The sequence below is a fragment of the Pseudomonas sp. DVZ6 genome, from assembly GCF_024259445.1.
GTDB lineage: Bacteria > Pseudomonadota > Gammaproteobacteria > Pseudomonadales > Pseudomonadaceae > Aquipseudomonas > Aquipseudomonas peradeniyensis.
The window spans coordinates 26,392-47,273 of record NZ_JANCLM010000047.1; the positions used below are offsets into that span (position 1 = coordinate 26,392).

Genomic DNA, 20,882 nt, shown 5'->3' on the forward strand with positions numbered 1-20,882 from the left:
CAGCAGCCGTTGCCCGGTGAGCAGCAGGGGAACGCAATTTCCCTGTAGGAGCGGCCTTGTGCCGCGAAAGGGCTGCGCAGCAGCCCCGGCGATATGTGCGTTACCCTGAGATCCTGGGGCTGCTGTGCAGCCCTTTCGCGGCACAAGGCCGCTCCTACACGGGTTGCGTGGTTCCGCCAACCTGCTCCCCGGCACTGCGCAGATACGCCGCGTACAACCCTGCATACACCCCGCCGGCCTCCACCAGCGCGGCATGCCGGCCCAGCTCGACCACCTGCCCATGGCGCACCACGGCGATCCGGTCGGCGTCGCGGATGGTCGCCAGGCGGTGGGCGATGATGATCGCCGTGCGGCCCTGGCACAGCCGGCGCAGCGCCTGCTGGATGCGCCGCTCGGTGTGCACGTCGACCGCCGAGGTCGCTTCGTCGAGCACCAGCACCGCAGGGTCGGCCAGATAGGCGCGCACCAGGCACACCAGCTGGCGCTGACCGTGACTCAGGTGGCTGCCCAGCGGGCCGGCTTCGGTGTGGTAGCCCAGCGGCAGGCGCTCCAGCACCTCGTCGGCACCCAGTTCGCGGGCGGCGGCGATCAGTTGGGCGTCGTCGGCGCCGGGCCGGGCCAGGCGCAGGTTGTCGAGGAGGGTGCCGCTGAACAGCACGTTGTCCTGCAGCACCACGCCGACGTTGCGCCTCAGGTCGTGCTGGGCCAGCTCGCGCAGGTCGATGCCGTCGAGCTTCACCGCCCCGCGTTGCACGTCATAGAAGCGCGTGAGCAACTGCACCAGGGTGCTCTTGCCATGCCCCGAGGGGCCGACGATGGCCAGCACTTCACCCGCCGGGATATGCAGCTCGAGCCCGTCGAGCACCGGGCGGGCGCTGGCGTTGTAGGCGAAGCCGACCTGCGCGAAGTCCACCTGGCCACGGGCCCGGCCCAGCGCCCGTGGTTGCGCGGGGTCGAGCACCTGGGCGCGGGTGTCGAGCAGCAGGAAGATGCGCTGCGCCGAGGCGCTGCCGGTGGCGTAGCGCTCGAACAGGTCCGACAGCTCCTGCAGCGGGCCGAGGAACAGGAACACGTAGAACAGGCTTTCGGCCACCTGGCCGACGCTCACCCGGCCTTCGGCCAGGCCGAAGGCGCCCACCAGCAACAGCACGGCCATGCCCGCCGTGCCCAGCAGCGCGGTGAACGGCGCGAACCAGCCGGTGCGCAGGCTGCCGCGGATCAGCGCCTGGTTGAACACCTCCAGCAGCTGCCGGTAGCGCCGCTGGTTGCTGGCCTCGCGCCCGCACTGCTGGATCAGCCGCACGCCGCTGACGCTTTCGACCAGGTGCGCGGTGAAGCGGCTGCGCTGCTCGGCGACCTTGGCCCAGTTGCGCTGCGACACCCGCTTGAAGCGCCAGGTGGCCAGTGCCAGCAGTGGCACGGTGGCCGCCAGGCTGTAGAAGAAGCTCGGCTCGATGCGCCACAGCATCACCCCGGCCAGGCCGCAGCGCAACAGGGCGCCCAGCAGCTCCGGCGGGCCTTGCACCAGCAACGGTTCCAGCGCGTCGACGTCGCGGTCGGCACGGGCGATGATGCGCCCGGCGCGGGTCTGGTCGAAGTAGCTCACCGACAGCGCCTGGACATGGGCGAACACCTGCACGCGCAGGGCGTTGAGCACGCCGATGGCGGCACCGCCAGCAATCAACTGCGAGATGCCCGCCAGCAGGAAGCGGCCCAGCCAGCTGGCGGCCAGGCCCAGGCCGAGCCACAGCACCAGGCGCTCGTCCAGCAGCCAGTGGCCGGCGTTCTGGATCAGCCCGCGGTCGAGCAGCTCGCGGACGAACCACGGCCGCAGGAACACGGTGAACACCAGCAGCAGCTCCAGGCCGATCACGCTCAGGATCGCCCCACGGATCGGCCGCAGCAGCGGCAGCAAACGGCCCAGCATGCCGCGGTCGAGGGCCTGGCGGGCCAGGCGCTGTTCGATGTCGATTTCGCTTTCAGCCATGCTCGATCCCCAGCAGGTCGCGGTAGTGGGCGTTGTTTGCCGTCAGCTCGGCGTGGCTGCCGCTGGCGCGGATGCGCCCGCCGTCGAGCAGCAGCACGCGGTCGGCCAGCAACAGGGTGGACAGGCGGCTGGTGATCAACAGCAGGGTCGGTGCACGGCCGGTCTGGCTGCGTTGACGGCGCAGGTTGTCGAGCACGCGGCGCTCGCTCTGGGCGTCCAGGGCGCTGGTGGCGTCGTCCAGGCACAGGATGTCGGGCGCGCCGAGTAGGGCGCGGGCCAGGCACAGGCGCTGGCGTTGGCCGCCGGAAAGGGTCACGCCACGGTCGCCCAGTGGCGTATCCAGGCCGTGGGGCAGGCGCTCCAGCACGTCCTCGGCGGCGGCCTGGCGCAGGGCCTCGCGCAGCTCGCTGTCGCTGGCGTCGGGCGCGGCCAGGCGCAGGTTGGCGGCGAGCGAGTCGGAAAACAGGAAGCTTTCCTGCGCCAGCACCTGCACCCGGCGGCGTAAGGCCGCCAGGTCGAGGTCGCGCACATCGTGCCAGCCGTGAGCGTCGCTGCCGACCCGCACGCTGCCACCGTCCACCTCGGCCAGGCGCGGCAGCAGGCTGGCCAGCAGGCTCTTGCCGCTGCCGGTGGCGCCGACCAGCGCCACCACCTCGCCGGGGCGCAGTTGCAGCGAGCAGCCGTGCAGCAGGTCGCGGCCGGCATCCGGCGCACGTACGCGCACCTGCTCCAGCTTCAGGCCCAACGGCCCTTCGGGCAGTGCGCACTGACCGCTGATGATGGCGGGGCGTTCGTCGAGCAGTTGCCAGATGCGTTCGGCGCTGGCGCGGGCGTCGGCGAAGGTCTGCATGACCCGGCCGATGCCTTCGATGCGGAACACCAGGGTGGTGGCTACCAGCAGCGAGGTCACCAGCTCGCCGATGCCCAGGCGGCCGGCGGCCACCTGGTGGGCGCCGTACACCAGGATCCATACATGGCCGAGGGCGACCACCGCCTGCGGCAACGGAATGCGCGAGCTGGCGTAGGCCAGCGCCGCACGGGCGTGGCCGCTGAACAGTGTCACCTGCTCGGCGAAACGAGCGATGCGCCGTTGCTCAAGGCCGAACGCCTTGATCACCCGCACGCCGCCGATACCTTCGGCCAGATCCTGGCTGACCTGGTCATACGCCGAGGCAACTGCCCGATCAAGGGTGACAAGGCGCTCGGTCTGACGTACGAACAGCCACAGCCCGGCACCGGTCAGCAGCAACGGCACCAGGCCCAGCAGCGGGTCGTACCAGCCCAGCAGGCCGACCGCCGCCAGCACCACCAGTGGCGTCTCGACGATCTGTCGCCAGAAGGTGATCAGCGCATCGCGCACCTTGTCGGCATCGCGAGTGGTGCGGGTCACCAGCTCGCCCATGCCATGGCGCCAGTGGTAGCCCAGGTGCAGGGCCTGGACCTGTTCGAGAATGCGTTCGCGCAGGCGCGTCAGCAGGGCCTGGCTGAGCACCAGCGACAGCACTGCGGCGGCGTACTGCAGCAGGCCGCGGGCCAGGGCGATGGCCAGCAGGGTCCACAGCCAGTGCCAGCCCAGGCTGGCGTCGAGGCTGCCGTCGGCCAGGCGGGTCACGGCGCGGCCGGCGCCGACATCGTCGACCGCGTGGCCGATCAGCCATTGCTGCCAGGCCAGGCCCAGGTTGCCGGCGATGTACAGGGTGGTGACCAGGGTGAAGCGCCAGGGCATCTCGCGGTAGATGGCCAGGGCGCGCAGGAGGGGGTGTCTGGAGGTCATGCAGGGCTCGGGTCTGGTGGTGGCGGGAGGTCTTCGAGGTCGCCGGGGGCGCTGCGCGCCCCTTTCGCGGCACAAGGCCGCTCCTACAGGAATCGCGCGGTCTCTGTAGGAGCGGCCTTGTGCCGCGAAAGGGCTGCGCAGCAGCCCCAAGGGCGCAACCCCTCAGCGACGTGTAGCGCCTTGCGCTTCCTTGGCATTGAGCACTGCCGTGTACTCCCCCGGATCCACCCCGTTGAGGTAGTAGTTACCGACGTTGTGCAGGCGCCAGCGGATCGGGTCATGGGTGGTGTGCACCCGGGCATCACGCCAGAAACGGTCCAGGTTCCACTTGCTCAGCGAGGCGCTGGCCCCCAGCAGCGAGAACAGGTCGCTGGCGATCTTCAGCGCCGCGCCATCGGCATGCGCCCGGGCGGTGGCCACCGAGAGGATCAGCTCATCCTCCAGCGCCTTGTCCGCCGGGTCGCGCTCATGGGCGTCAAACACCCGCGCCGCCTCGCGCAGCACCGACTCGGCGCCGCGCAGGGCCACGGCGTATTCGCCGACCTGGCGGATGATGTGCGGCTCGTCGCTGGCCCGTTCGACGCCGCTCTCGACCCAGGCCCGGGCGTGCTCGCGCAGGTAGTCCACCGCCGCCTGCAGGGCGCCGGCGGCGATGCCGCTGTCGATGGCGGCGTGAAGGATCTGCGGGAAGGTCAGGCCGGTGCGCTTCATCGGCCCACTACGGAAGGTGACGAAGCGTTCGTCGAGGACGATCTCGTCGAACTTCACCGTGCCGCTCACCGAGTGCTGCTGGCCGAAGGCGTCCCAGTCATCGACCAGGGTCAGGCCGGGGGTGTCGCGGTGCAGCAGCACGCCGGCGCCACCGTCCTCGCTGGCGGCGGTCAGCGAGATCCACTCGGCCAGGTAGGCGCCGGTCGAGTAGAACTTGCTGCCATTGAGCACCAGCTTGCCGTCGGCGCGGCGTTCGACGCGGGTCTTGAGGGCGAACTTGTTGTTGCCGCCGACCTCGGCCAGGGCATTGCCCAGGCGCTTGCCGGCCAGCACATCGGCCAGCACGCGGTCGCGGACCTCGTCGGGGTAGCCGCCGAGCACGCCGCGCAGCATCACGTTGTGGATCTGCAGCAGCTGGCCGACGCCGCCATCGGCGGTGGAGATCAGGCGCACGGTCTCGACGATGGTCGCGACCGAGGCGCCGAGGCCGCCGAACTGCGTGGGCACGCCGATGGCGGTGAGGCCGCTGCTCGACAGCAGCTCGGCCTGGCGGCGGGGCAGTGGCCGGTTGTTGCCCGGGTCGGCGGCGAGGGCGGCGATTTCGCCGGCGACCTGGCGGGCGATGTCGATGGCTTCGGATTCGCGGGTGATGCGCCGGGCTGGCGGGTGTTCGATGGTGGTCATGGGTTACCTCGGTGGCAGTGTATGGCCCATCGCGGGTCGGTGTGGGAGCGGGCTTGCCCCGCGATGCCTGCAAACGCCAGAGCAACTTCTTTGCCACAGCCCTGAAGCCCACGCAGTACCGAGCTTTCAGCGCACCCTTGCTGCTCCAGCAGCACCTCTGATCGTCGCTTCTGCTGATCAGGCAACACCCGCGCCGCAATCCTGCATCCTGATCAGCAGTCGCCACTCTGGCCATCACCGAAAAGCCCGGTATTCCGGGCATCCCAGCCCTTGGCACGAGCGCTGCAACGGTCCTTGCACGACGTCCAAGGAGCCACCCATGACCCTCGCTCAAGCCACTCCCAAACCTGAAACCCTGGAGCGCCTCTGGTTCACCCGCTGCCCGGTACCCACTGCCTCGGGCATCGCCTACAAGCTCGGCTGGCTGCAAGATGAATTCGCCGCCGACGGCCTGCCCATCGATACCCTGCAGGAGGCCCGCCAGCTCGGCCATCACCATTACGATCACCAGCTTCCCGGCCTGTTCCGCGAGGGCGGCAACCTGCCGGCCCTGGCCGCCCGCGCCGCCGGTGCGCCGACACGGCTGATCGGCCTGACCTGGATCGAGGAGTGGCAGACCATCCTGGTCCGCCCCGACAGCGACATCCGCCGCCCTGAAGACCTGCGCGGCAAGCGCCTGGCCCTGCCGGCCTGGGGCGACAACCGCCCCGGCAGCATCGCCCGGGCCATGAGCCTGCATGGCTACAAAGGCGCGCTGGCCTCGGCCGGCCTGGGCTTCGATGACGTGCATCTGGTGGAGGTGGCGCTGCTCGACCAGTTCGATGCCGGCACCCCGCAACTGGGCCTGCAACGGCTGTGGTCGGGCCTGGATCCGCTGGTGCGCGGTGAGGTGGATGCGGTGTACGTCAAGGGCGCCGCCGCCGCCGATGCCGCCCGCCGCCTGGGCCTGGTGGTGGGCATCGACCTCGATGCCCTGCCTGATCCGCGCCACCGCATCAACAACGGCACGCCGCGGCCGATCACCGTGCACCAGCGCCTGCTCGACGAGCATTTCGACCTGGTAACGCGCTTCCTCGCCCAGACCCTGCGCGCCGCCGACTGGGCCGCCGGCAACCGCGACGCGCTCAACGGCATTCTCGAGGACGAGACCCGCGCCGGCAGCCAGGGCGTGGCCGAAGCCTATCGCGGCGACTTCCACACCACCCTGGCACCGGACCTGTCGCCCCAGCGCCTGGCCTACCTCGACACCCAGAAGACCTTCCTCAACCTGCATGGCTTCCTGGAACGCGACTTCGACCTCGCCGACTGGGTCGACCACCGTCCCCTGCAAGCCGCCCATGACCTGCTGGCCCAGCGCCGCGCCTGATACCGGAGACCGACCATGACCGTACTGATCAACGAACGCCCCCTCAGCACCGAGCTGCAAGCCTTCACCGACCAGGTGCTGGCCGAGGCAGAAGCGGCCTTCAGCGTGTTCCGCGAAACCCGCACCATCACCGCCAACGGCACCGTCGGCTTCATCGAGCGGGTACCCGGCGAGGAACTGCTGGTGTCGGTGAACTACGGCGGCCCGTGGAACCACCGCAAACCGCTGGAGGCGACCGTCAGCGACTTTGCCGGCAATGTCATCCTCGGCAAGGGCAAGGGAGGGCTGGGCCGCTACACCAAGCTGTTCCAGACCCACGCCGACATCACTACCGTGTCCCACGTGCACAGCCCCTACCTCGGCGCCTGGGCCCAGACCCACCGCAGCCTGCCGTTCCACTACGTGCCGGTGCAGCGCTACCAGCTGGCCCGCGAGCTGCCGGTGTACATCGACCGCCGCCAGGCCGAGGTGGATTTCATCCTCGAGCAGATCGCCGCCAACCCGTTCAACCTGGCCATTCTCGAGGCCAACGGCGGCGCCACCGTGTGGGGCAAGCAGGGCCTGCGCGCCACCGCCGAATTCATCCTGCTGCTGGAGGAGGGCGCGCAGATCCAGCTGCTCGCCGACGCCCTCGGCGGCTCGCGTCCTTACGGCCCGGGTGTGCTCACCCAGCAGTGGAAGATGAGCGGCCTGTACGAGCGCGCCAGCGAACTGGGCCTGGTGCCCGGCATCGACCGTCGCAACTGATACCCCACCTTTCGCGCATGGAGGTCAAGATCCTCGAGAACCTCACCACTCCCGACTGCCCCTATTCCTGGCACTCGCCGAGTGTGCATCGGGGGAGGTGATTGTTCCGCTCGCCCGTGAGCGTCGTCCGTTTAGCGGGGGATATCTTGCGGGAGGTGCTTCGACAGCTCCATCGCGTCGTGAAGGACACGTACGACTTCGACGACCTGATCCATCTGTTGTCGATAGAGGATCAGGTGCCTGGGGCGTGCGACTCGTCCTGCCTTGGACACGCTGCGGCAATGCATCAGGTGAAGGCTGCGCAGGCCAGCCGCGACCTCCGCACGTTTGCAACTGCCCGCTTGCTCCGGTGCTTCACTGATCGAACGCAATGCCGCCTGGAGCAGCCCTTGGTAGCGTCGCCGTGCAGCGTCACCGAACTGCACCTGGGTGAAACGAAGAATTTCGCTGATGTCATTACGAGCCGCGTGAGACAGGCGGATCGTTGCTGTGGTCATTCTTTGTCAGCCTGCCCCAGGCTCCCCAGGTACTCATCCAGATTGTCCAGGTCGACCTCATCGAACTGACCGGCGTTCAGTTGCATGATGCCGATGCTGGCAGCGGTACGCAGGGCCTCGAGGCGCGCCTGCTCCTGAGCTTCGTGATCGATGAGCATGCGTAGGCCCGCACGCACCACTTCGCTGAAGTTCTGGTAGCGACCCGTTTGCACAAGTTCTTCGATGGTCTGCTCCATGGGGCCTGGGACAATCACATTGTGAGTGGCCATGCTGTGCTCCAGGTAATGAAGGGATATGGCGATTTATGCCATATCCCTGCCTCAAACGCCAAAGGTGACGGCAGAACAACCGATCTATGGCACCCTGCAGGCCACCTGCGCCTGCGGTTGGGCGCACTGTAGGAGCGGCCTTGTGCCGCGAAAGGGCTGCAGAGCAGCCCCGACAATCTAGGCCAGTGCGCAGCTCCCGGGGCCGCTGCGCGTCCTTTTCGCGGCACAAGGCCGCTCCTACAGGGGGCAGTGCCCAGCCTTTTAGCCAGATATTCCCGAAGCGCCAGGCACTGAACAGCGAGCGCTCTGGCTGCGCCGAGGTCAGGCCTGGCTCGGACGGGTGAGCGGGGCGCGTTGCTCACGGAAATGCGGCAGGATGTGTTCGCCGAGGCGGTAGGCCTCCTCCAGGTGTGGGTAGCCGGCGAGGAAGAACAGGTCGATGCCGATGGCATGGTATTCGCGGATCCGCGCCACCACGTTGGCGTGGCTGCCGACCAGGGCGCAGCCCGGCGGGATGCCGATGTAGCCGAAACCGGTCCACACGTTGGGATGGATGAAGAAGTCGTCGAAGGCACGCGCTTCGTCTTGCTCGGCGTATTCGTGCTCGTAGCTCAGCTTGCGCGCGGTGCGCAGCCCGGCATGGGCGGCGCGGGCCTTGACCGTGCCCTTGGCCACGCCCTCGTCGAAGAAGCGCTTGGCCTCGGCCAGCGCGGCGTGCTCGGTGTCGCGGGTGATGACATCGATCGACAGGCCGAAACGGATATCGCTGCGCCCGTGCTTCAAGGCGCGTGCGCGGATATCGGCGATCAGCGCGGCGATTTCGTCGGGGTGCTCGGCGCGCATCAGGTAGAAGTCGGCGTGCCGGGCGGCGAACTCCCGGGCCGCCTCGGACGAGCCCGCGGTGCAGATCAGCGGCAGCTCGGCCTTCTTCAACGGCCCGCGCAGGCCACCGCCTTCGGCGCTGTAGTAGCGGCCCTGGTAGTGGAAGTCGGGGTTGTGCCAGTAACCGCGCACCACGTCCATGAACTCGGTGGCGCGGGCGTAGCGCTCATCGTGCCCTTCGAAGTCGCCGACCTGGCGCTGGATCGCGTCCGAGCCGCCGTTGATGATGTTCCACACCAGCCGGTTGCCGGTGGCGCGCTGGTAGGTGGCGGCCTGCTGCACCGCCACCCAGGGCGTGTAGTGGTAGGGTTGGAAGGCGGTGACGAACTTCAGCGTGCGGGTCTCGCGGGCCAGCAGCGAGCACACTGTCCACGGCTCCTCGCCGGTCGGCGCGTTGACCATCAGCGCGCCGCCGAAGCCGTTGATCTCGGCGGCGCGGGCCACCTGGCCGAGGTAGTCGATGTAGCTGAAGTGATCGCCCACGGCGAAGCCCGAGACGGCCCCGGTGCTGGGGCCGCCGGCATGCCAGTCGCCGCGGTTGCGCGGGTCGCCCGGGAGGAACTGGGTCTCGCCGTGCAGCGGCAGGCGGGTGAAGAATTCGAGGCTCATGGTCGTGCTCCTGGCTTACTGGACACTGGGGTTGCAGATCGGGGTGACGGGCTGGCCGCTGATGACCTGACGGGCGAACGGGATCGAGTCCCGGAGCGAGGCGTTGACCGTCTCGCTGTGGCCCAGGCCCTTGTACAGGTGGCCCTGGACCACGGAACCGGCCTTGCAGGCGTCCTGCATCAGCGCCACCTGGGTGCTGGCGGCGGGGGTCTTGTCCTCGGCACCGGTGCCGATGAAGATCGGTTGCGCCAGCTTGAGGGTCGGGTACGACACCTGGGCCAGCCAGGCCTTGAGCTGGTCGCCCTGATAGTCTTTTTTGGCATTGGCCGGGGTCAGCCCGCTGCCGACCACATCGCTGACCAGGGCGGACAGGCAACTGCTGCGCGCCTGCTCGAACAGCGGCAGGGCCTTGTCGGTGTAGAAGTCGCGCGGGTCGATGCTCGGGTCGTACTGCTGCGCCGCCAGCAGGGTGTAGAAACCGTAGGCCAGCGCCGGGTCGACCTTGTTCACATCCTGCTCGCCAACGTTCTGCGCGCCGATGGTGTAGATCACCCCGGTGCCGATGCTGCCCTTCACCCCCAGGTCCGGCGCATAGGTGGCCGCATAGGCACCGGCAGCGAAGGCCCCGGCGCCGCCTTGCGACTGGCCGACGATCAGCACCTTGTTGGCCAGGCCCGGCACGCCGGCGACCACGGCCCTGGCCGCGTCGAGGATGCCGTAGGCGGCCATGCGGTTGTTCAGCAGCGGGTGGCCGCCGGGCACGCCCAGGCCCTGGTAATCGGTGGCGACGATGGCATAACCCTCGTCGAGCCAGCGGTTGAGGTACTGCACATCACGGTACGAACGGCCGGCCCAGGACGGCGCGCAGATATCGGCGACACCCACGGTGCCGTGGCCCCAGCTGGCCACCGGCCAGCCGCCGGCGGGCGCCTTGCCCTTGGGGATGAACAGCGCGCCGGAGACCACGATCGGCGTCTTGCCGTCGATGCCGTCCAGCGAGGTGTAGAGGATGCGTTGCGCGCTGGCGGCGTTGGGCAGGCTCAGGGCGCTGTCCAGCGGCTCGCTGCGCAGCAGCTTGCCGGGGGTGGCCGGGATGGCCTTGCTCCAGGTGTAGAAGGCCGAGACCCGGCCGTCGCCCTGCTGCGGGTCGGGCTTGGGAGCGAAGGTGTCGGCGGCCACGGCGGCGATGGACAAGGCCAGGGCTGACAACCCCAGGGCGAATGTAACGGGCAGTTTCATGGGCGGATCTCTTGATCAGTGTTGGCTGAGCTGGGCGTCGAGGGACGGCCAGTAATGGGTGAGCTGCAGGTCGCTCAGGGCCTGGCGGGTGAAACCGGTGGCCAGGTCCGGGCCGATGTCGTAGGGCGTGCGGATCAGGCGGTTGTCCAGGGCGTAGCGGGCCAGAGCCTGGTAATGGGCCTTGAGCTGGGCATCGCTCTTCGGCGCCCAGCGCGCCTGCCAGGCCACCGGGTCGTCCTGGTCGTCGCGGCGCAGCACGCTCTCGGCCACGCCGGCGCGGGACGACAACTTGTAGTAGGCGTCGCGGTTCTGCTCCTGGGAGATCCACCAGGCGGCCTTGACCCAGGCGGTGGCCACCAGCTGGGTGAGGTCGGCGTGCTGCTCGACGAAGCGGTCGGTGGCCCACAGGTCCGAGACCAGCCGCCAGTCGTCGGCGCCTTGCTTGGTCGACCAGAGGATGCGCGCCACGCCCTTGTCTTCCAGGGCATAGGCTTCGTTGAGCAGCACCGCCGCATCCACCTTGCCCGCGGACACCGCCGCCGCGCCAACCTGCGGGTTGAGGTTGGCGATCTTGAAGTCGTTCAGTTGCAGCCCCTGGCTTACGAGGAAGTTGCTGAAGGCGAACTCCCATGGCCGGCCACGGTGCAGGGCCAGGCGCTTGCCCTTGAGGTCCTGGATGCTGCGGGCGCTGGAGTTGGCCGGCACCACCAGGTACACGTTGTTGCCGCTGCCACCGGGCACCACCAGCTTGCCCGGCACGTTGCCGGCGCCGGCGATCACTGAGGGCAGGTCGCCGCGCACGGCGAAGTCCAGGCTGTCGTTGCTGAAGCCTTCGTTGATCTGCGGACCGGCGCCGGCGTGGGGCAGGGCGACCCAGTCCAGGCTGATGCCGCGCTGGGCGAGCTGCTGGGTCAGCCAGCCATCCTCGATCACCCGCCCGGGGATGCCGCCGAACACCGGCACGCCGCCCTGGGTGAAGGCAACGATGGCGATACGCACGGATTTGGGCGGTTCGCCGGCCCAGGTGGTGAGGCTCAACAGCAGGCCGAGCAGGGCGAGGCCATGGCGCCAGAGGATTTTCATGATGTTGCGCTCCCGACAGTGTGCGGGCCGCGTGTTTGGGCGGCCCAGGCGTTTGTCAGGCAGGAGCGAAATGCATGCCAGGGCGCTGCGGGCAGGGCTGCAGCCCTTGTGCGACAAGGGCTAGGCGCTACAGTGAAGGCATTGGCGCGCGGTTCGGGGTGCTGATCGGCAGGCAGGCCGTTGCTGACCGGTTGCTGCTCCAGCAGCACTGCAACGATTGGTTTTCTATATATTCACTAATCGAATATATAAATATTTATTAATAATTTTTCGGTCTAACTTGTTTCATGCACTATGAGGGCGCGCACACACTGCCAGGAATGCCCCCATGTCGCTGATTACCCATCCCAATGCCCGCGAGCTGACCAAATCCGTGCGCGCCACCGTGCTCGTGTTCAAGGACCCGCGCTCCCAGGAGCTGCTCAGCCGCATCGAGCGCCTGGCCCCCAGCGAAGCCAACACCCTGATCATTGGTGAGACCGGCACCGGCAAGGAGCTGGTGGCCCGCCATATCCACAAGCTCAGTCGCCGTCATAGTGAGCCTTTCGTCGCGGTGAACTGCGGCGCCTTCGCCGAGACCCTGGTGGAGAGCGAGCTGTTCGGCCACGAGAAGGGCGCCTTCACCGGCGCCACCTCGAACAAGGCCGGCTGGTTCGAGGCCGCCAACGGCGGGACGCTGTTTCTCGACGAGATCGGCGACCTGCCGCTGAACATGCAGGTGAAGCTGCTGCGCGTGCTGCAGGAGCGTGAAGTGGTGCGCCTCGGCTCGCGCACCCCGGTGCCGATCAACGTGCGCCTGGTGGCGGCGACCAACGTCAACCTGGCCGACGCCGTGGTGGCCGGGCACTTTCGTGAAGACCTGTTCTACCGCCTGCACGTGGCGACCATCCGTCTGCCGCCGCTGCGCGAACGGCCCGGGGATATCCTGCCGCTGGCCGAGTTCTTCATCGAGGAGCATTGCCGGCGCCTGGGTTACGAGCGCGCCAGCCTGAGCATCGAGGCCGAGCGCAAGCTGCTGGCGCATAGCTGGCCGGGCAACATCCGCGAACTGGAGAACGCCATTCACCATGCGCTGCTGGTGTGCCGCCAGCAGCAGGTGGCGCCGGGGGACCTGCACCTGGTGGACATGCGCCCACAGGCGCTGGGGCAGCCGGAGGTGACCGGGTTGCCAGCGCCGGGCGCGGTGGCGCCGGTGAGCCTGGAAAGCGCCTTGCTTGCATTGTTCGAGCAGAATATTCCGGACCTCTACGAACACATCGAGGAGACCGTGTTCCGCGCGGCGTACCGTTATTGCCATGGCAACCAGTTGCAGACCGGGCGGTTGCTGAACATCAGCCGCAATATCGTGCGGGCACGGTTGGAGAAGATCGGGGAACTCGGAGGGCGCTGAGTGTGATGGCGAATGACAGCCCATGCGCGTTTCCCTGTAGGAGCGGCCTTGTGCCGCGAAAGGGGCGCGTAGCGGCCCCGGCGATATCAGCTTGAGGCACAAGTTCTGGAGGCGCTTCGCACCCCTTTCGCGGCACAAGGCCGCTCCTACAGGAGTCGTGGATGGCTTGGGATATCGTTACACCTCTGCCGGCCGCTCGACTTCATCCACATAGGATTCGAAGAACCAGTCGGGAATTTCTTCGTTACGGTATTCCAGCTGCACGCCATCGGTGATTTCTGCCAGCCAAACCGCGCTCTGGCCGGAGTTGTCGAACACGTAGGCGCGATGGCTGGCGGCGATGGCCTCGGGCAGCAGGTCGAGGGAACGTTCGTAGCGGCTGCGTACCAGGTCGTCCCTGACCGGATGCCCGCCGGCGCGCACGCGAATGGCGACCCGCTCGATATTGATCCGCGGGTTCTCGGTCGAGACGAAGTAGAGGTAGGTGCGATAGCCCTGGGCCTGGGCCAGGCGCATGAATTCGATCTTGCTCGGGTGCGACATGACACTTTCGAAGGTGAAGCTCTGCTTTGCCTCCAGCAGGCGCTGGCGAATGAAATCGGCGATAACCGAGGCGAAGTACGAGTCCACCGGCACCGCGCGGTAGTCGATCCGGTTATTGAGCAGTTGCAGCAGCCGCGCCTGCGCAACCAGCTGCCGGGATGCGATCAGATGATGCTTGAGATGGAAGGCGTGTAATTCGGCCTGGGTGGCCTGAATGCCGAACGGGGCGAGGTCGATGAAGCCGGTGTCTTTCGCCTCGTGTTCGAGTTCGTCGGCATTGACGAAAAGGCGTGTCAGCGCCGCAGGCAGGCTGGCCTTGATGGTGCTCTTGCCCGAGCCGTTGGGCCCCGCGAAAACCCGCAGTCTAGGCACGCCCGCCGGCCGTCTCGTCATCGACCCTGCGCACGCTGATTACCTCGCCGACCCGCACCTTGCGCCGGGGGCTGGCCTTGCCCAGCACGGTTCGGGCGCCATCGGCCTCGACGCGCACCAGTTCGCCTTCATCGACACACAGGACGCCGCGCTGGCTGGCCTGCAGGGCACGCAGGTAGGCCGAATGCGTGGCCTCGCTGGCGTGCAGGGGGATTTGTTGCTCAAGGGCATCGAGGTCTCGTTCGGAGACTTTCTTTGCTTTTGCTGCCATCGCTGGACACCTCCGCGCAACGCGAAACCGCTTGCGCACATGGGAAGCATCATAGCGCCGACATTGTAAAAAGGCATCAAGGAGGGTCATCGGGCTGTCCTGGAGTGGAGTCGACCTGCAGTCTGGCACAACGCTGCGCTCACGGTTTCCCAGGCTCACGTAGTCCGTTTCCTAAAGCTGAAACGGGGCCGTCGAGCGGCCCCGCAGATCCGGCGTCGCTCCTCAGAAACCGAAGTCGCTCAGCCCAGGATGATCGTCCGGGCGGCGTCCCAGCGGCCAGTGGAACTTGCGCTCGGCCTCGCTGATGGGCTGCTCGTTGATGCTGGCGTGGCGGTTGCGCATCAGGCCGTCCTCGGCGAACTCCCAGTTCTCGTTGCCGTAGGCGCGGTACCACTGGCCGCTGTCGTCGCGGTACTCATAGGCGTAGCGCACGGCGATGCGGTTGTCGGTGAAGGCCCAGAGCTCCTTGATCAGGCGGTACTCCAGTTCGCGGTTCCACTTGCGGGTGAGGAAGGCCTGGGCCTCTTCGCGGCTGCTGCAGAACTCGGCGCGGTTGCGCCAGTGGGTGTCGAGGGTATAGGCCAGGGCCACCTTGGCGGCGTCGCGGCTGTTCCAGCCGTCTTCGGCCAGGCGCACCTTCTGGATGGCGGTTTCACGGGTAAAGGGGGGCAGTGGTGGGCGGGACATCGTGGTCGATCCTTGCGGGAAGTGGGTTTGCAGGACCGAGATTAGACCCGTCGCCGGGCAGGGAGAATCGGTGCGCCGGGCACTTCATAATTGTCCTCGGAGGAACAATCCGCGCGGGAGTGCCAGGCCTGGCTGTCTATAGTTACCGCACAAGTTACCGCCAGCCCCACTGGAGCCCACTCATGAACCTGATCAGCCGCGAACCCTGGTGGCTCGTCCCGCCCAAGCCCGGGCAGACCGAGCAGGACCTGCACTGGGGCTACCTGGAAATCTACGCCGACGGCCGCACCGTGTTCGTCGACCAGCGCCCCAGTGAGCGGGAGCTGGCCGAACGCAAGAGCTGCCGCAATTTCCCCGACGCCGAAAAGCCCTGAATCAACCTTCGAGCTGGGCCAGGCGCGCCTCCAGCGCCGCCACTCGGGCTTCCAGCGCTTCGATGCGCTCGTCCGCCGCGCTGGCGGAGCGGGTGCCGCCGTCTTGCTGGCGGGCGGCGAGAATCGCCTCGATCTCGGCCGGGTCGCCCAGGGCGTGGGTGTAACGGTCTTCGCGCTGGCCGGCCTGGCGTGGCAGGTGCAGGGCCAGACCGCGTGAAATCAGGCGCTCCAGCTGGTGCTGGATCTGTTCGGTGTCATCGAACTCGTGCAGGCGGTTGCTGCGGGTCAGCAGCTCACTGAGGGTCTGCGGGCCGCGCAGGAACATCAGCCCCATCAGCACCAGCTGCGCCGGTACCAGCTCCAGGGCCTTGTCGACCCGCTGCTCCCAGCGGTCGGCGCGGCTGCCCATCTGCAGGCGTGCCATTTCCTGGTTCTCCAGGGCGCGCAGGGCCTGGCCGACCTGGCCGGGGGAGAGGTTCATGACGGGTTCGCGGCTGGTCTTCTGGTTGCAGGCCAGGACCAGGGCATTGAGGGTCAGGGGGTAGGTTTCCGGGCTGGTGGCCTGCTTCTCGATCAGCGAGCCGAGCACGCGGATCTCGATGCTGCTGAAACGGCCTTCGCCGGTGGTTTCGTGTTCTGACATGGCCCTGTCTCATTGCGAGGAAAAGGCCACTAGCCTAGGTAAAGCGCCGGGCTTAAGCAATCACCGGGGGCATCGGGGGTCAAGCCCGCTCCCACAGGGCGTGGGAGCGGGCTTGACCCGCGACAGCGGCCTCAGGCGCTGCGCTGCTCCATGGCCTGGCACGCCGCCGCAGTGAACAGCACGTCAGTGGAGGAGTTCAGCGCGGTTTCCGCCGAATCCTGCAGCACGCCGATGATGAAGCCGACCGCCACCACCTGCATGGCAATCTCGCTGGGGATGCCGAACAGGCTGCAGGCCAGCGGGATCAGCAGCAGCGAGCCACCGGCCACGCCCGAGGCGCCACAGGCGCAGACCGCCGCCACCACGCTGAGCAGCACCGCGGTCGGCAGGTCCACCGGGATGCCCAGGGTGTGCACGGCGGCCAGGGTCAGCACGGTGATGGTGATCGCCGCGCCGGCCATGTTGATGGTCGCGCCCAGCGGGATCGACACCGAATAGGTGTCCTCATGCAGGCCGAGCTTTTCCGACAGCGCCAGGTTGACCGGGATGTTGGCCGCCGAGCTGCGGGTGAAGAAGGCAGTAATGCCGCTCTCGCGCAGGCACAGCAGGGTCAGCGGGTAGGGGTTGCGGCGAATCTTCCAGAACACGATCAGCGGGTTCATCACCAGCGCCACGAACAGCATGCAGCCGATCAGCACACCGAGCAGGTGCAGGTAGCCGAGCAGCGCGTCCAGGCCCGATTGCGCCAGGGTGGCGCTGACCAGGCCGAAGATGCCCAGCGGGGCGAAGCGGATCACCACGCGCACGATCAGGGTGACGCCGTTGGACAGGTCCTCGACCACGGTGCGGGTGGTGTCGTTGGCATGACGCAGGGCCACGCCCAGGCCGATGGCCCAGGTCAGCACGCCGATGAAGTTGGCGTTGAGCAGTGCGTTGACCGGGTTGTCCACGGCGCTGAGCAGCAGGTTCTGCAGCACCTCGCCGATCCCGCCGGGGGCGCTCAGCGCGGCATCGCTGGTGGTCAGCGCCAGGTTGGACGGGAACAGCATGCTCGCCGCCACGGCCACCACCGCCGCAGCGAAGGTGCCCAGCAGGTACAGCCAGAGGATCGGGCGGATGTGGGTTTCCTGGCCATGGCGGTGGTTGGCGATCGAGGCCATCACCAGGATGAACACCAGCACCGGCGCCACGGCCTTCAGGGCGCTGACGAAGACCTTGCCGAGGAACGCCAGGTCACGGGCCACGGCGGGGGCGAGCAGGGCAAGGAGAATGCCGGCCACCAGGCCGATGCAGATCTGCGTCACCAGGCCGGTGCGGTTGATGAGGCGGAGGATGGGGGTCATGTGCAGCGCAATCCGATTACGTGAAAGCGCGCGACTTTATCACAGACCTGCGGGGCATAGCGTGGGAGCGGGCTTGCCCCGCGATCACTGGCCGAAGCGGTTTCGCCTGAATCGCGGGTCAAGCCCGCTCCCACGCACCCTGTGTACCCGTCGGGTTACCAGTGGAACAGCTCCCGCCGCGCGCCCTCGGTGATCGCCAGGATCCCTGGGTGCTTGACCTTGCGCTCCACCGAAATGGCGTAGAACGACTCGTTCACCGCCTCGGTCTGGCCGATCAGGCGCACCCCGTACTGGCGGCAGACTTCCTCGGCGATCACGCTGGGGGCGACGAAGATGCCGCTGCCCGACTGGCCGAAGGCCTGCATCAGTGCGCTGTCGTCGAATTCGCCGACGATGCGCGGCTGCACCTGCTGTTCGGCCAGCCAGCGCAGTAGTCGGCTGCGCACCACGGTCTCCTGGCCGGGGATCAGCAATGGCGCGTCGTCCAGGCAGGCGGGGAAGGGGCGGTCGAGGCGTTCGGCCAACGTGGGCGTGGCGAAGAAGCTCAGGCCGCACTCACCGAGTTTCTGGCTGTAGCCCTTGATGTCCAGGTGGCTGGGCATGGGGCTGTCGGAAATCACCAGGTCCAGGCGCTGGATCGCCAGGTCCGCCAATAGCCGTTCGAGCTTGTCCTCGCGGCAGCTGATGCGCAGCACTTCGTCCAGCTCCATGGTCGGCGCCAGCAGGCGGTAGACGATGGACTTGGGCACCACGTCGGCCACCCCCACGCGAAACAGGATCTGCTCCTGCGGCCCGGCGCGCAGCATGGCTTCCAGCTCGCCGCCGATCTGGAACATCTGCTCGGCGTAGACCAGCGCCTGGCGCCCGGTCTCGGTCAGCTCCAGCTGGCGGCCGACGCGCTGGAACAGCTCCAGGTTCCAGGTCTGCTCGAACAGGCTGATCTGCCCACTGATGGTCTGCGGGGTGAGGTTCAGCTGCTCGCTGGCGCGGGCGATGCTGCCGGTCTTGGCCACGGCCCAGAAATAATGGAGCTGACGGTAGTTGAGCATGGCCTGTCTCAGTTCGTAAAAACCGAAGTATACACGCTGAAAAAACGAATTTTCCGGATGTTTCAGCCTCTTTAGAATGCCTCCCCATCAGGCGCACGACGCGCCGCCCGGAATTCGACAAGCGAGGACCTCATGCTACAACTCAAATCCATTGGTACACCGTTGGTGCTGGTATTGGCCCTGTTCGCCATGTCCGGTTGCGACCAGGCCGAGAAATCCGCCCAGCAGATGCTCGACCAGGCCGCCGAAACCGCCAAGCAGGCCATCGACAAGACCAACGACGCCGCCCAGCAGGCCCTGAGCGACGCCATCGGCAGCGATGCCGAGAAGGCCAAGGCCGAAGACGACAAGAAAGACACCCAGGACATCTGAGAGCAGGACTGACCAATGGAATATTTGCTGGAACTCGCCGCAAGCCCCACCGCCTGGGTTGCCCTCGCCACCCTGGTGGCCATGGAGGTCGTGCTCGGCATCGACAACCTGATCTTCATCTCGATCCTCACCAACAAGCTGCCTGAGGCCTACCGTTCCAAGGCACGCCGCATTGGTATCAGCATGGCCCTGATCATGCGCCTGGCGCTGCTCAGCACCGTGGCCTGGATCGTCCAGCTGACCGAGCCGGTGATCGAGGTGTTCGGCCACACGTTCTCGTGGAAGGACATGATCCTCATCGCCGGTGGCCTGTTCCTGCTGTGGAAGGCGACCAAGGAGATCCACGAAAGCGTCGACCCGCATGGCGCCAAGGAAGAGTCCAAGGCCGGCAACGCCGTGACCATCGGCTTCACCGCGGCGATCTTCCAGATCCTGCTGCTGGACATCGTCTTCTCGATCGACAGCATCATCACCGCCGTGGGCATGACCGAGCACCTGCCGATCATGATCATCGCCGTGATCAGCGCCGTGATCGTGATGCTGGTGGCCGCCGACCCGCTGGCCAAGTTCATCAACGACAACCCGACCGTGGTGATGCTGGCCCTGGGCTTCCTGATCATGATCGGCATGACCCTGATCGCCGAAGGCTTTGGCGCCCATGTACCGAAAGGGTATGTGTATGCGGCCATGGCGTTCTCGACCGCGATCGAGATCCTCAACATCCTGGCGCGCCGGGCGCGCTTGAAGCGTGAGGCGGCCGAGGGCTGATCTCGACTGAGGCCATCGCGGGGCAAGCCCGCTCCCACGCTTTGCACCATTCCACGCCAGGAATCATTCTTGGTGGGGAATGGTGCAAAGCGTGGGAGCGGGCTTGCCCCGCGATGCTTTTCAGGAAGGTTTCAGGTCAATGCGCCCCGGCATGGCGTCGTGCGCGACGCACGGGCTGTTTGGCCACGGCCTGTGGTGGCAGGTGATGAGGGTGGGAATGCCGGCGCACGATGCGCAACACCCCCCAGAGCATGGCCGCCGCGACGCTGAGCCACATGCCGACCAACACGAGAATTGCCATTGTCAGGCTCATGTGTGCCTCCTTCTCTCTGGCGAGCCGTGCTCGCCATCCAGACACAGCTTCAGTCTAGCCTGTCGGCTGTGACGTTCCATTGACCGAAGGTCTAGTCCTTGGGCCGTTTCGTTCCAAGACCGCGCCGGGCTATACCCGCGGACGCCGGCATCCTATGATCGGGGTTCTTGGTCGGGCGCCGCCTGCCTGGCCGCGGAACAAGCGAGTGTCCACGTTGCAAAAGCTCTCCAAGTTTCGGGCCCTGGGCCCACGTCGCCTGCTGGTCGCCTGCCTGGTGGCGGCGACCCTGTCTGGCTGCGCCGGCACGCCACCGGCCGCGCTCAAGGGCCTGCCGCAGCGGGTCGAGATCAGCAGCGTGCCGTTCTACCGCGGCAACGCCAACCACAGTGGCTCGATGGCCCTGGCCGCGGTGCTGTCGCAACAGGGCGCGCCGATCACCCCGGGCCTGCTCGACAAGGCGCTGGGCCTGCCCAAGGCCGCCGAATCGCTGGACACCGGCATTCCCCGGGTAGCCCGTGAGTACGGTCGGGTGGTCTACCCGCTGGACAAGCACCTGGACGCGCTGCTCGCGCAGGTGGCCGCCGGTTATCCGGTGCTGCTGCGTTATCAGGAAGGTTCGGCCTGGTGGAGCGAGCCGCGCTATGCGGTGCTGATCGGCTACGACCGCTACAAGCAGCGGGTGCTGCTGCGTTCGGGCATGCATCGGCGCCAGTTGATGGCCTTCGATGATTTCGAGTCGGCGTGGGCCAAGGAGGGCAATTGGGCGGTGCTGCTGCAGTCGCCACGGCAACTGCCGGCCCAGGTGGATCGCCAGCGTTGGTTGCAGGCGGCGGACGAGCTGGCCCGTGCCGGGCAGGAGATCGCGGCGAAGCAGGCGGTCAGCAGCCTCGGGCATTGAGGCCGAAATGA

22 protein-coding genes are annotated in these 20,882 nt (G+C 67.4%); 7 read left to right on the forward strand and 15 right to left on the reverse strand.

All coding sequences use genetic code 11. The features are described from left to right. Positions 1–154: 154 nt before the first annotated feature. The 3 genes from NMG10_RS22675 to NMG10_RS22685 form a co-directional block, all read right to left on the reverse strand. On the reverse strand, positions 155–1,987 hold the full coding sequence (locus NMG10_RS22675) for an ABC transporter ATP-binding protein (protein ID WP_254465181.1): 1,833 nt from the start codon (positions 1,985–1,987) through the stop codon (positions 155–157). Further along, a complete protein-coding gene (locus tag NMG10_RS22680; protein ID WP_254465182.1) occupies positions 1,980–3,761 on the reverse strand; it encodes an ABC transporter ATP-binding protein in 1,782 nt (593 codons plus the stop codon). Before NMG10_RS22680 ends, NMG10_RS22675 begins: the two co-directional genes overlap by 8 nt. Before the next feature lie 162 nt (positions 3,762–3,923). Further along, positions 3,924–5,156, reverse strand: coding sequence for an acyl-CoA dehydrogenase family protein (locus tag NMG10_RS22685; RefSeq protein ID WP_254465183.1), 1,233 nt, complete (start codon positions 5,154–5,156; stop codon positions 3,924–3,926). 319 nt (positions 5,157–5,475) lie between these two features. Between NMG10_RS22685 and NMG10_RS22690 the strand changes: the two genes are divergently transcribed. After that, on the forward strand, positions 5,476–6,522 hold the full coding sequence (locus tag NMG10_RS22690) for an ABC transporter substrate-binding protein (RefSeq protein WP_203647273.1): 1,047 nt from the start codon (positions 5,476–5,478) through the stop codon (positions 6,520–6,522). 15 nt (positions 6,523–6,537) lie between these two features. Then, positions 6,538–7,269 (forward strand): class II aldolase/adducin family protein, encoded by a 732-nt coding sequence (locus NMG10_RS22695; protein ID WP_203647272.1) that lies wholly within the window; start codon positions 6,538–6,540, stop codon positions 7,267–7,269. A gap of 131 nt (positions 7,270–7,400) precedes the next feature. Here NMG10_RS22695 and NMG10_RS22700 read toward each other — a convergent pair whose 3' ends face one another. The 5 genes from NMG10_RS22700 to NMG10_RS22720 all read right to left on the reverse strand — a co-directional run bounded on the left by NMG10_RS22700 (position 7,401) and on the right by NMG10_RS22720 (position 11,848). Then, positions 7,401–7,766 carry a type II toxin-antitoxin system RelE/ParE family toxin gene (locus tag NMG10_RS22700; RefSeq protein ID WP_232856865.1) on the reverse strand — a complete coding sequence of 122 codons (366 nt, stop codon included), beginning with the start codon at positions 7,764–7,766 and terminating at the stop codon, positions 7,401–7,403. After that, on the reverse strand, positions 7,763–8,035 hold the full coding sequence (locus NMG10_RS22705; RefSeq protein ID WP_186713448.1) for a type II toxin-antitoxin system ParD family antitoxin: 273 nt from the start codon (positions 8,033–8,035) through the stop codon (positions 7,763–7,765). Before NMG10_RS22705 ends, NMG10_RS22700 begins: the two co-directional genes overlap by 4 nt. Before the next feature lie 321 nt (positions 8,036–8,356). Further along, a complete protein-coding gene (locus NMG10_RS22710) occupies positions 8,357–9,526 on the reverse strand; it encodes an LLM class flavin-dependent oxidoreductase (protein WP_203647270.1) in 1,170 nt (389 codons plus the stop codon). A 15-nt stretch (positions 9,527–9,541) separates the two neighbouring features. Next, positions 9,542–10,765, reverse strand: a complete 1,224-nt coding sequence (locus tag NMG10_RS22715) for a lipase family protein (protein WP_254465184.1) — start codon at positions 10,763–10,765, stop codon at positions 9,542–9,544. Between the two features lie 15 nt (positions 10,766–10,780). Continuing rightward, positions 10,781–11,848 (reverse strand): PhnD/SsuA/transferrin family substrate-binding protein, encoded by a 1,068-nt coding sequence (locus NMG10_RS22720; RefSeq protein ID WP_254465185.1) that lies wholly within the window; start codon positions 11,846–11,848, stop codon positions 10,781–10,783. A 328-nt stretch (positions 11,849–12,176) separates the two neighbouring features. Between NMG10_RS22720 and NMG10_RS22725 the strand changes: the two genes are divergently transcribed. After that, positions 12,177–13,238 (forward strand): sigma-54-dependent Fis family transcriptional regulator, encoded by a 1,062-nt coding sequence (locus tag NMG10_RS22725; RefSeq protein WP_203647267.1) that lies wholly within the window; start codon positions 12,177–12,179, stop codon positions 13,236–13,238. Between the two features lie 177 nt (positions 13,239–13,415). Here the strand turns inward: NMG10_RS22725 and NMG10_RS22730 are convergent, their stop codons facing one another. The 3 genes from NMG10_RS22730 to NMG10_RS22740 all read right to left on the reverse strand — a co-directional run bounded on the left by NMG10_RS22730 (position 13,416) and on the right by NMG10_RS22740 (position 15,111). After that, positions 13,416–14,174: a zeta toxin family protein gene (locus NMG10_RS22730; RefSeq protein WP_254465186.1), complete on the reverse strand. Its 759-nt coding sequence runs from the start codon at positions 14,172–14,174 to the stop codon at positions 13,416–13,418. Continuing rightward, on the reverse strand, positions 14,146–14,424 hold the full coding sequence (locus NMG10_RS22735) for a hypothetical protein (RefSeq protein WP_198745276.1): 279 nt from the start codon (positions 14,422–14,424) through the stop codon (positions 14,146–14,148). The genes NMG10_RS22730 and NMG10_RS22735 overlap by 29 nt, the downstream gene beginning before the upstream one ends. Before the next feature lie 222 nt (positions 14,425–14,646). Beyond that, positions 14,647–15,111: a DUF1348 family protein gene (locus NMG10_RS22740; protein WP_254465187.1), complete on the reverse strand. Its 465-nt coding sequence runs from the start codon at positions 15,109–15,111 to the stop codon at positions 14,647–14,649. A 182-nt stretch (positions 15,112–15,293) separates the two neighbouring features. Between NMG10_RS22740 and NMG10_RS22745 the strand changes: the two genes are divergently transcribed. After that, positions 15,294–15,485 carry a hypothetical protein gene (locus tag NMG10_RS22745; RefSeq protein WP_110738951.1) on the forward strand — a complete coding sequence of 64 codons (192 nt, stop codon included), beginning with the start codon at positions 15,294–15,296 and terminating at the stop codon, positions 15,483–15,485. A 1-nt stretch (position 15,486) separates the two neighbouring features. On the opposite strand, the gene NMG10_RS22750 is transcribed toward NMG10_RS22745, so the two are convergent. The 3 genes from NMG10_RS22750 to nhaR form a co-directional block, all read right to left on the reverse strand. Further along, positions 15,487–16,128 (reverse strand): YceH family protein, encoded by a 642-nt coding sequence (locus NMG10_RS22750; protein WP_254465188.1) that lies wholly within the window; start codon positions 16,126–16,128, stop codon positions 15,487–15,489. A gap of 131 nt (positions 16,129–16,259) precedes the next feature. Beyond that, positions 16,260–17,471 (reverse strand): serine/threonine transporter SstT, encoded by a 1,212-nt coding sequence (sstT, locus tag NMG10_RS22755; protein WP_232856859.1) that lies wholly within the window; start codon positions 17,469–17,471, stop codon positions 16,260–16,262. Between the two features lie 155 nt (positions 17,472–17,626). Beyond that, the gene (nhaR, locus tag NMG10_RS22760) at positions 17,627–18,520 is read right to left on the reverse strand and encodes a transcriptional activator NhaR (protein ID WP_050705208.1); all 894 of its coding nucleotides are present in this window, start codon (positions 18,518–18,520) and stop codon (positions 17,627–17,629) included. Positions 18,521–18,652: 132 nt separating this feature from the next. On the opposite strand from nhaR, the gene NMG10_RS22765 reads away from it, so the two are divergent. Further along, positions 18,653–18,892 carry a hypothetical protein gene (locus NMG10_RS22765; RefSeq protein ID WP_198745280.1) on the forward strand — a complete coding sequence of 80 codons (240 nt, stop codon included), beginning with the start codon at positions 18,653–18,655 and terminating at the stop codon, positions 18,890–18,892. A gap of 15 nt (positions 18,893–18,907) precedes the next feature. Next, complete coding sequence (locus tag NMG10_RS22770) at positions 18,908–19,660, forward strand: TerC family protein (RefSeq protein ID WP_232856858.1); 753 nt, start codon at positions 18,908–18,910, stop codon at positions 19,658–19,660. A gap of 136 nt (positions 19,661–19,796) precedes the next feature. Here the strand turns inward: NMG10_RS22770 and NMG10_RS22775 are convergent, their stop codons facing one another. Then, the gene (locus NMG10_RS22775; RefSeq protein WP_232856857.1) at positions 19,797–19,973 is read right to left on the reverse strand and encodes a hypothetical protein; all 177 of its coding nucleotides are present in this window, start codon (positions 19,971–19,973) and stop codon (positions 19,797–19,799) included. A gap of 154 nt (positions 19,974–20,127) precedes the next feature. Between NMG10_RS22775 and NMG10_RS22780 the strand changes: the two genes are divergently transcribed. Continuing rightward, the gene (locus NMG10_RS22780) at positions 20,128–20,871 is read left to right on the forward strand and encodes a peptidase C39 family protein (protein WP_254465189.1); all 744 of its coding nucleotides are present in this window, start codon (positions 20,128–20,130) and stop codon (positions 20,869–20,871) included. Positions 20,872–20,882 lie beyond the last annotated feature (11 nt).

Bases quoted from the DNA above. Each gene is read 5' to 3' on its own strand.
- NMG10_RS22675 (WP_254465181.1), bottom strand. From the start codon at position 1,987: ATGGCTGAAAGCGAAATCGACATCGAACAGCGCCTGGCCCGCCAGGCC.
- NMG10_RS22680 (WP_254465182.1), bottom strand. From the start codon at position 3,761: ATGACCTCCAGACACCCCCTCCTGCGCGCCCTGGCCATCTACCGCGAG.
- NMG10_RS22685 (WP_254465183.1), bottom strand. From the start codon at position 5,156: ATGACCACCATCGAACACCCGCCAGCCCGGCGCATCACCCGCGAATCC.
- NMG10_RS22690 (WP_203647273.1), top strand. From the start codon at position 5,476: ATGACCCTCGCTCAAGCCACTCCCAAACCTGAAACCCTGGAGCGCCTC.
- NMG10_RS22695 (WP_203647272.1), top strand. From the start codon at position 6,538: ATGACCGTACTGATCAACGAACGCCCCCTCAGCACCGAGCTGCAAGCC.
- NMG10_RS22700 (WP_232856865.1), bottom strand. From the start codon at position 7,766: ATGACCACAGCAACGATCCGCCTGTCTCACGCGGCTCGTAATGACATC.
- NMG10_RS22705 (WP_186713448.1), bottom strand. From the start codon at position 8,035: ATGGCCACTCACAATGTGATTGTCCCAGGCCCCATGGAGCAGACCATC.
- NMG10_RS22710 (WP_203647270.1), bottom strand. From the start codon at position 9,526: ATGAGCCTCGAATTCTTCACCCGCCTGCCGCTGCACGGCGAGACCCAG.
- NMG10_RS22715 (WP_254465184.1), bottom strand. From the start codon at position 10,765: ATGAAACTGCCCGTTACATTCGCCCTGGGGTTGTCAGCCCTGGCCTTG.
- NMG10_RS22720 (WP_254465185.1), bottom strand. From the start codon at position 11,848: ATGAAAATCCTCTGGCGCCATGGCCTCGCCCTGCTCGGCCTGCTGTTG.
- NMG10_RS22725 (WP_203647267.1), top strand. From the start codon at position 12,177: ATGTCGCTGATTACCCATCCCAATGCCCGCGAGCTGACCAAATCCGTG.
- NMG10_RS22730 (WP_254465186.1), bottom strand. From the start codon at position 14,174: ATGACGAGACGGCCGGCGGGCGTGCCTAGACTGCGGGTTTTCGCGGGG.
- NMG10_RS22735 (WP_198745276.1), bottom strand. From the start codon at position 14,424: ATGGCAGCAAAAGCAAAGAAAGTCTCCGAACGAGACCTCGATGCCCTT.
- NMG10_RS22740 (WP_254465187.1), bottom strand. From the start codon at position 15,111: ATGTCCCGCCCACCACTGCCCCCCTTTACCCGTGAAACCGCCATCCAG.
- NMG10_RS22745 (WP_110738951.1), top strand. From the start codon at position 15,294: ATGAACCTGATCAGCCGCGAACCCTGGTGGCTCGTCCCGCCCAAGCCC.
- NMG10_RS22750 (WP_254465188.1), bottom strand. From the start codon at position 16,128: ATGTCAGAACACGAAACCACCGGCGAAGGCCGTTTCAGCAGCATCGAG.
- sstT (WP_232856859.1), bottom strand. From the start codon at position 17,471: ATGACCCCCATCCTCCGCCTCATCAACCGCACCGGCCTGGTGACGCAG.
- nhaR (WP_050705208.1), bottom strand. From the start codon at position 18,520: ATGCTCAACTACCGTCAGCTCCATTATTTCTGGGCCGTGGCCAAGACC.
- NMG10_RS22765 (WP_198745280.1), top strand. From the start codon at position 18,653: ATGCTACAACTCAAATCCATTGGTACACCGTTGGTGCTGGTATTGGCC.
- NMG10_RS22770 (WP_232856858.1), top strand. From the start codon at position 18,908: ATGGAATATTTGCTGGAACTCGCCGCAAGCCCCACCGCCTGGGTTGCC.
- NMG10_RS22775 (WP_232856857.1), bottom strand. From the start codon at position 19,973: ATGAGCCTGACAATGGCAATTCTCGTGTTGGTCGGCATGTGGCTCAGC.
- NMG10_RS22780 (WP_254465189.1), top strand. From the start codon at position 20,128: ATGATCGGGGTTCTTGGTCGGGCGCCGCCTGCCTGGCCGCGGAACAAG.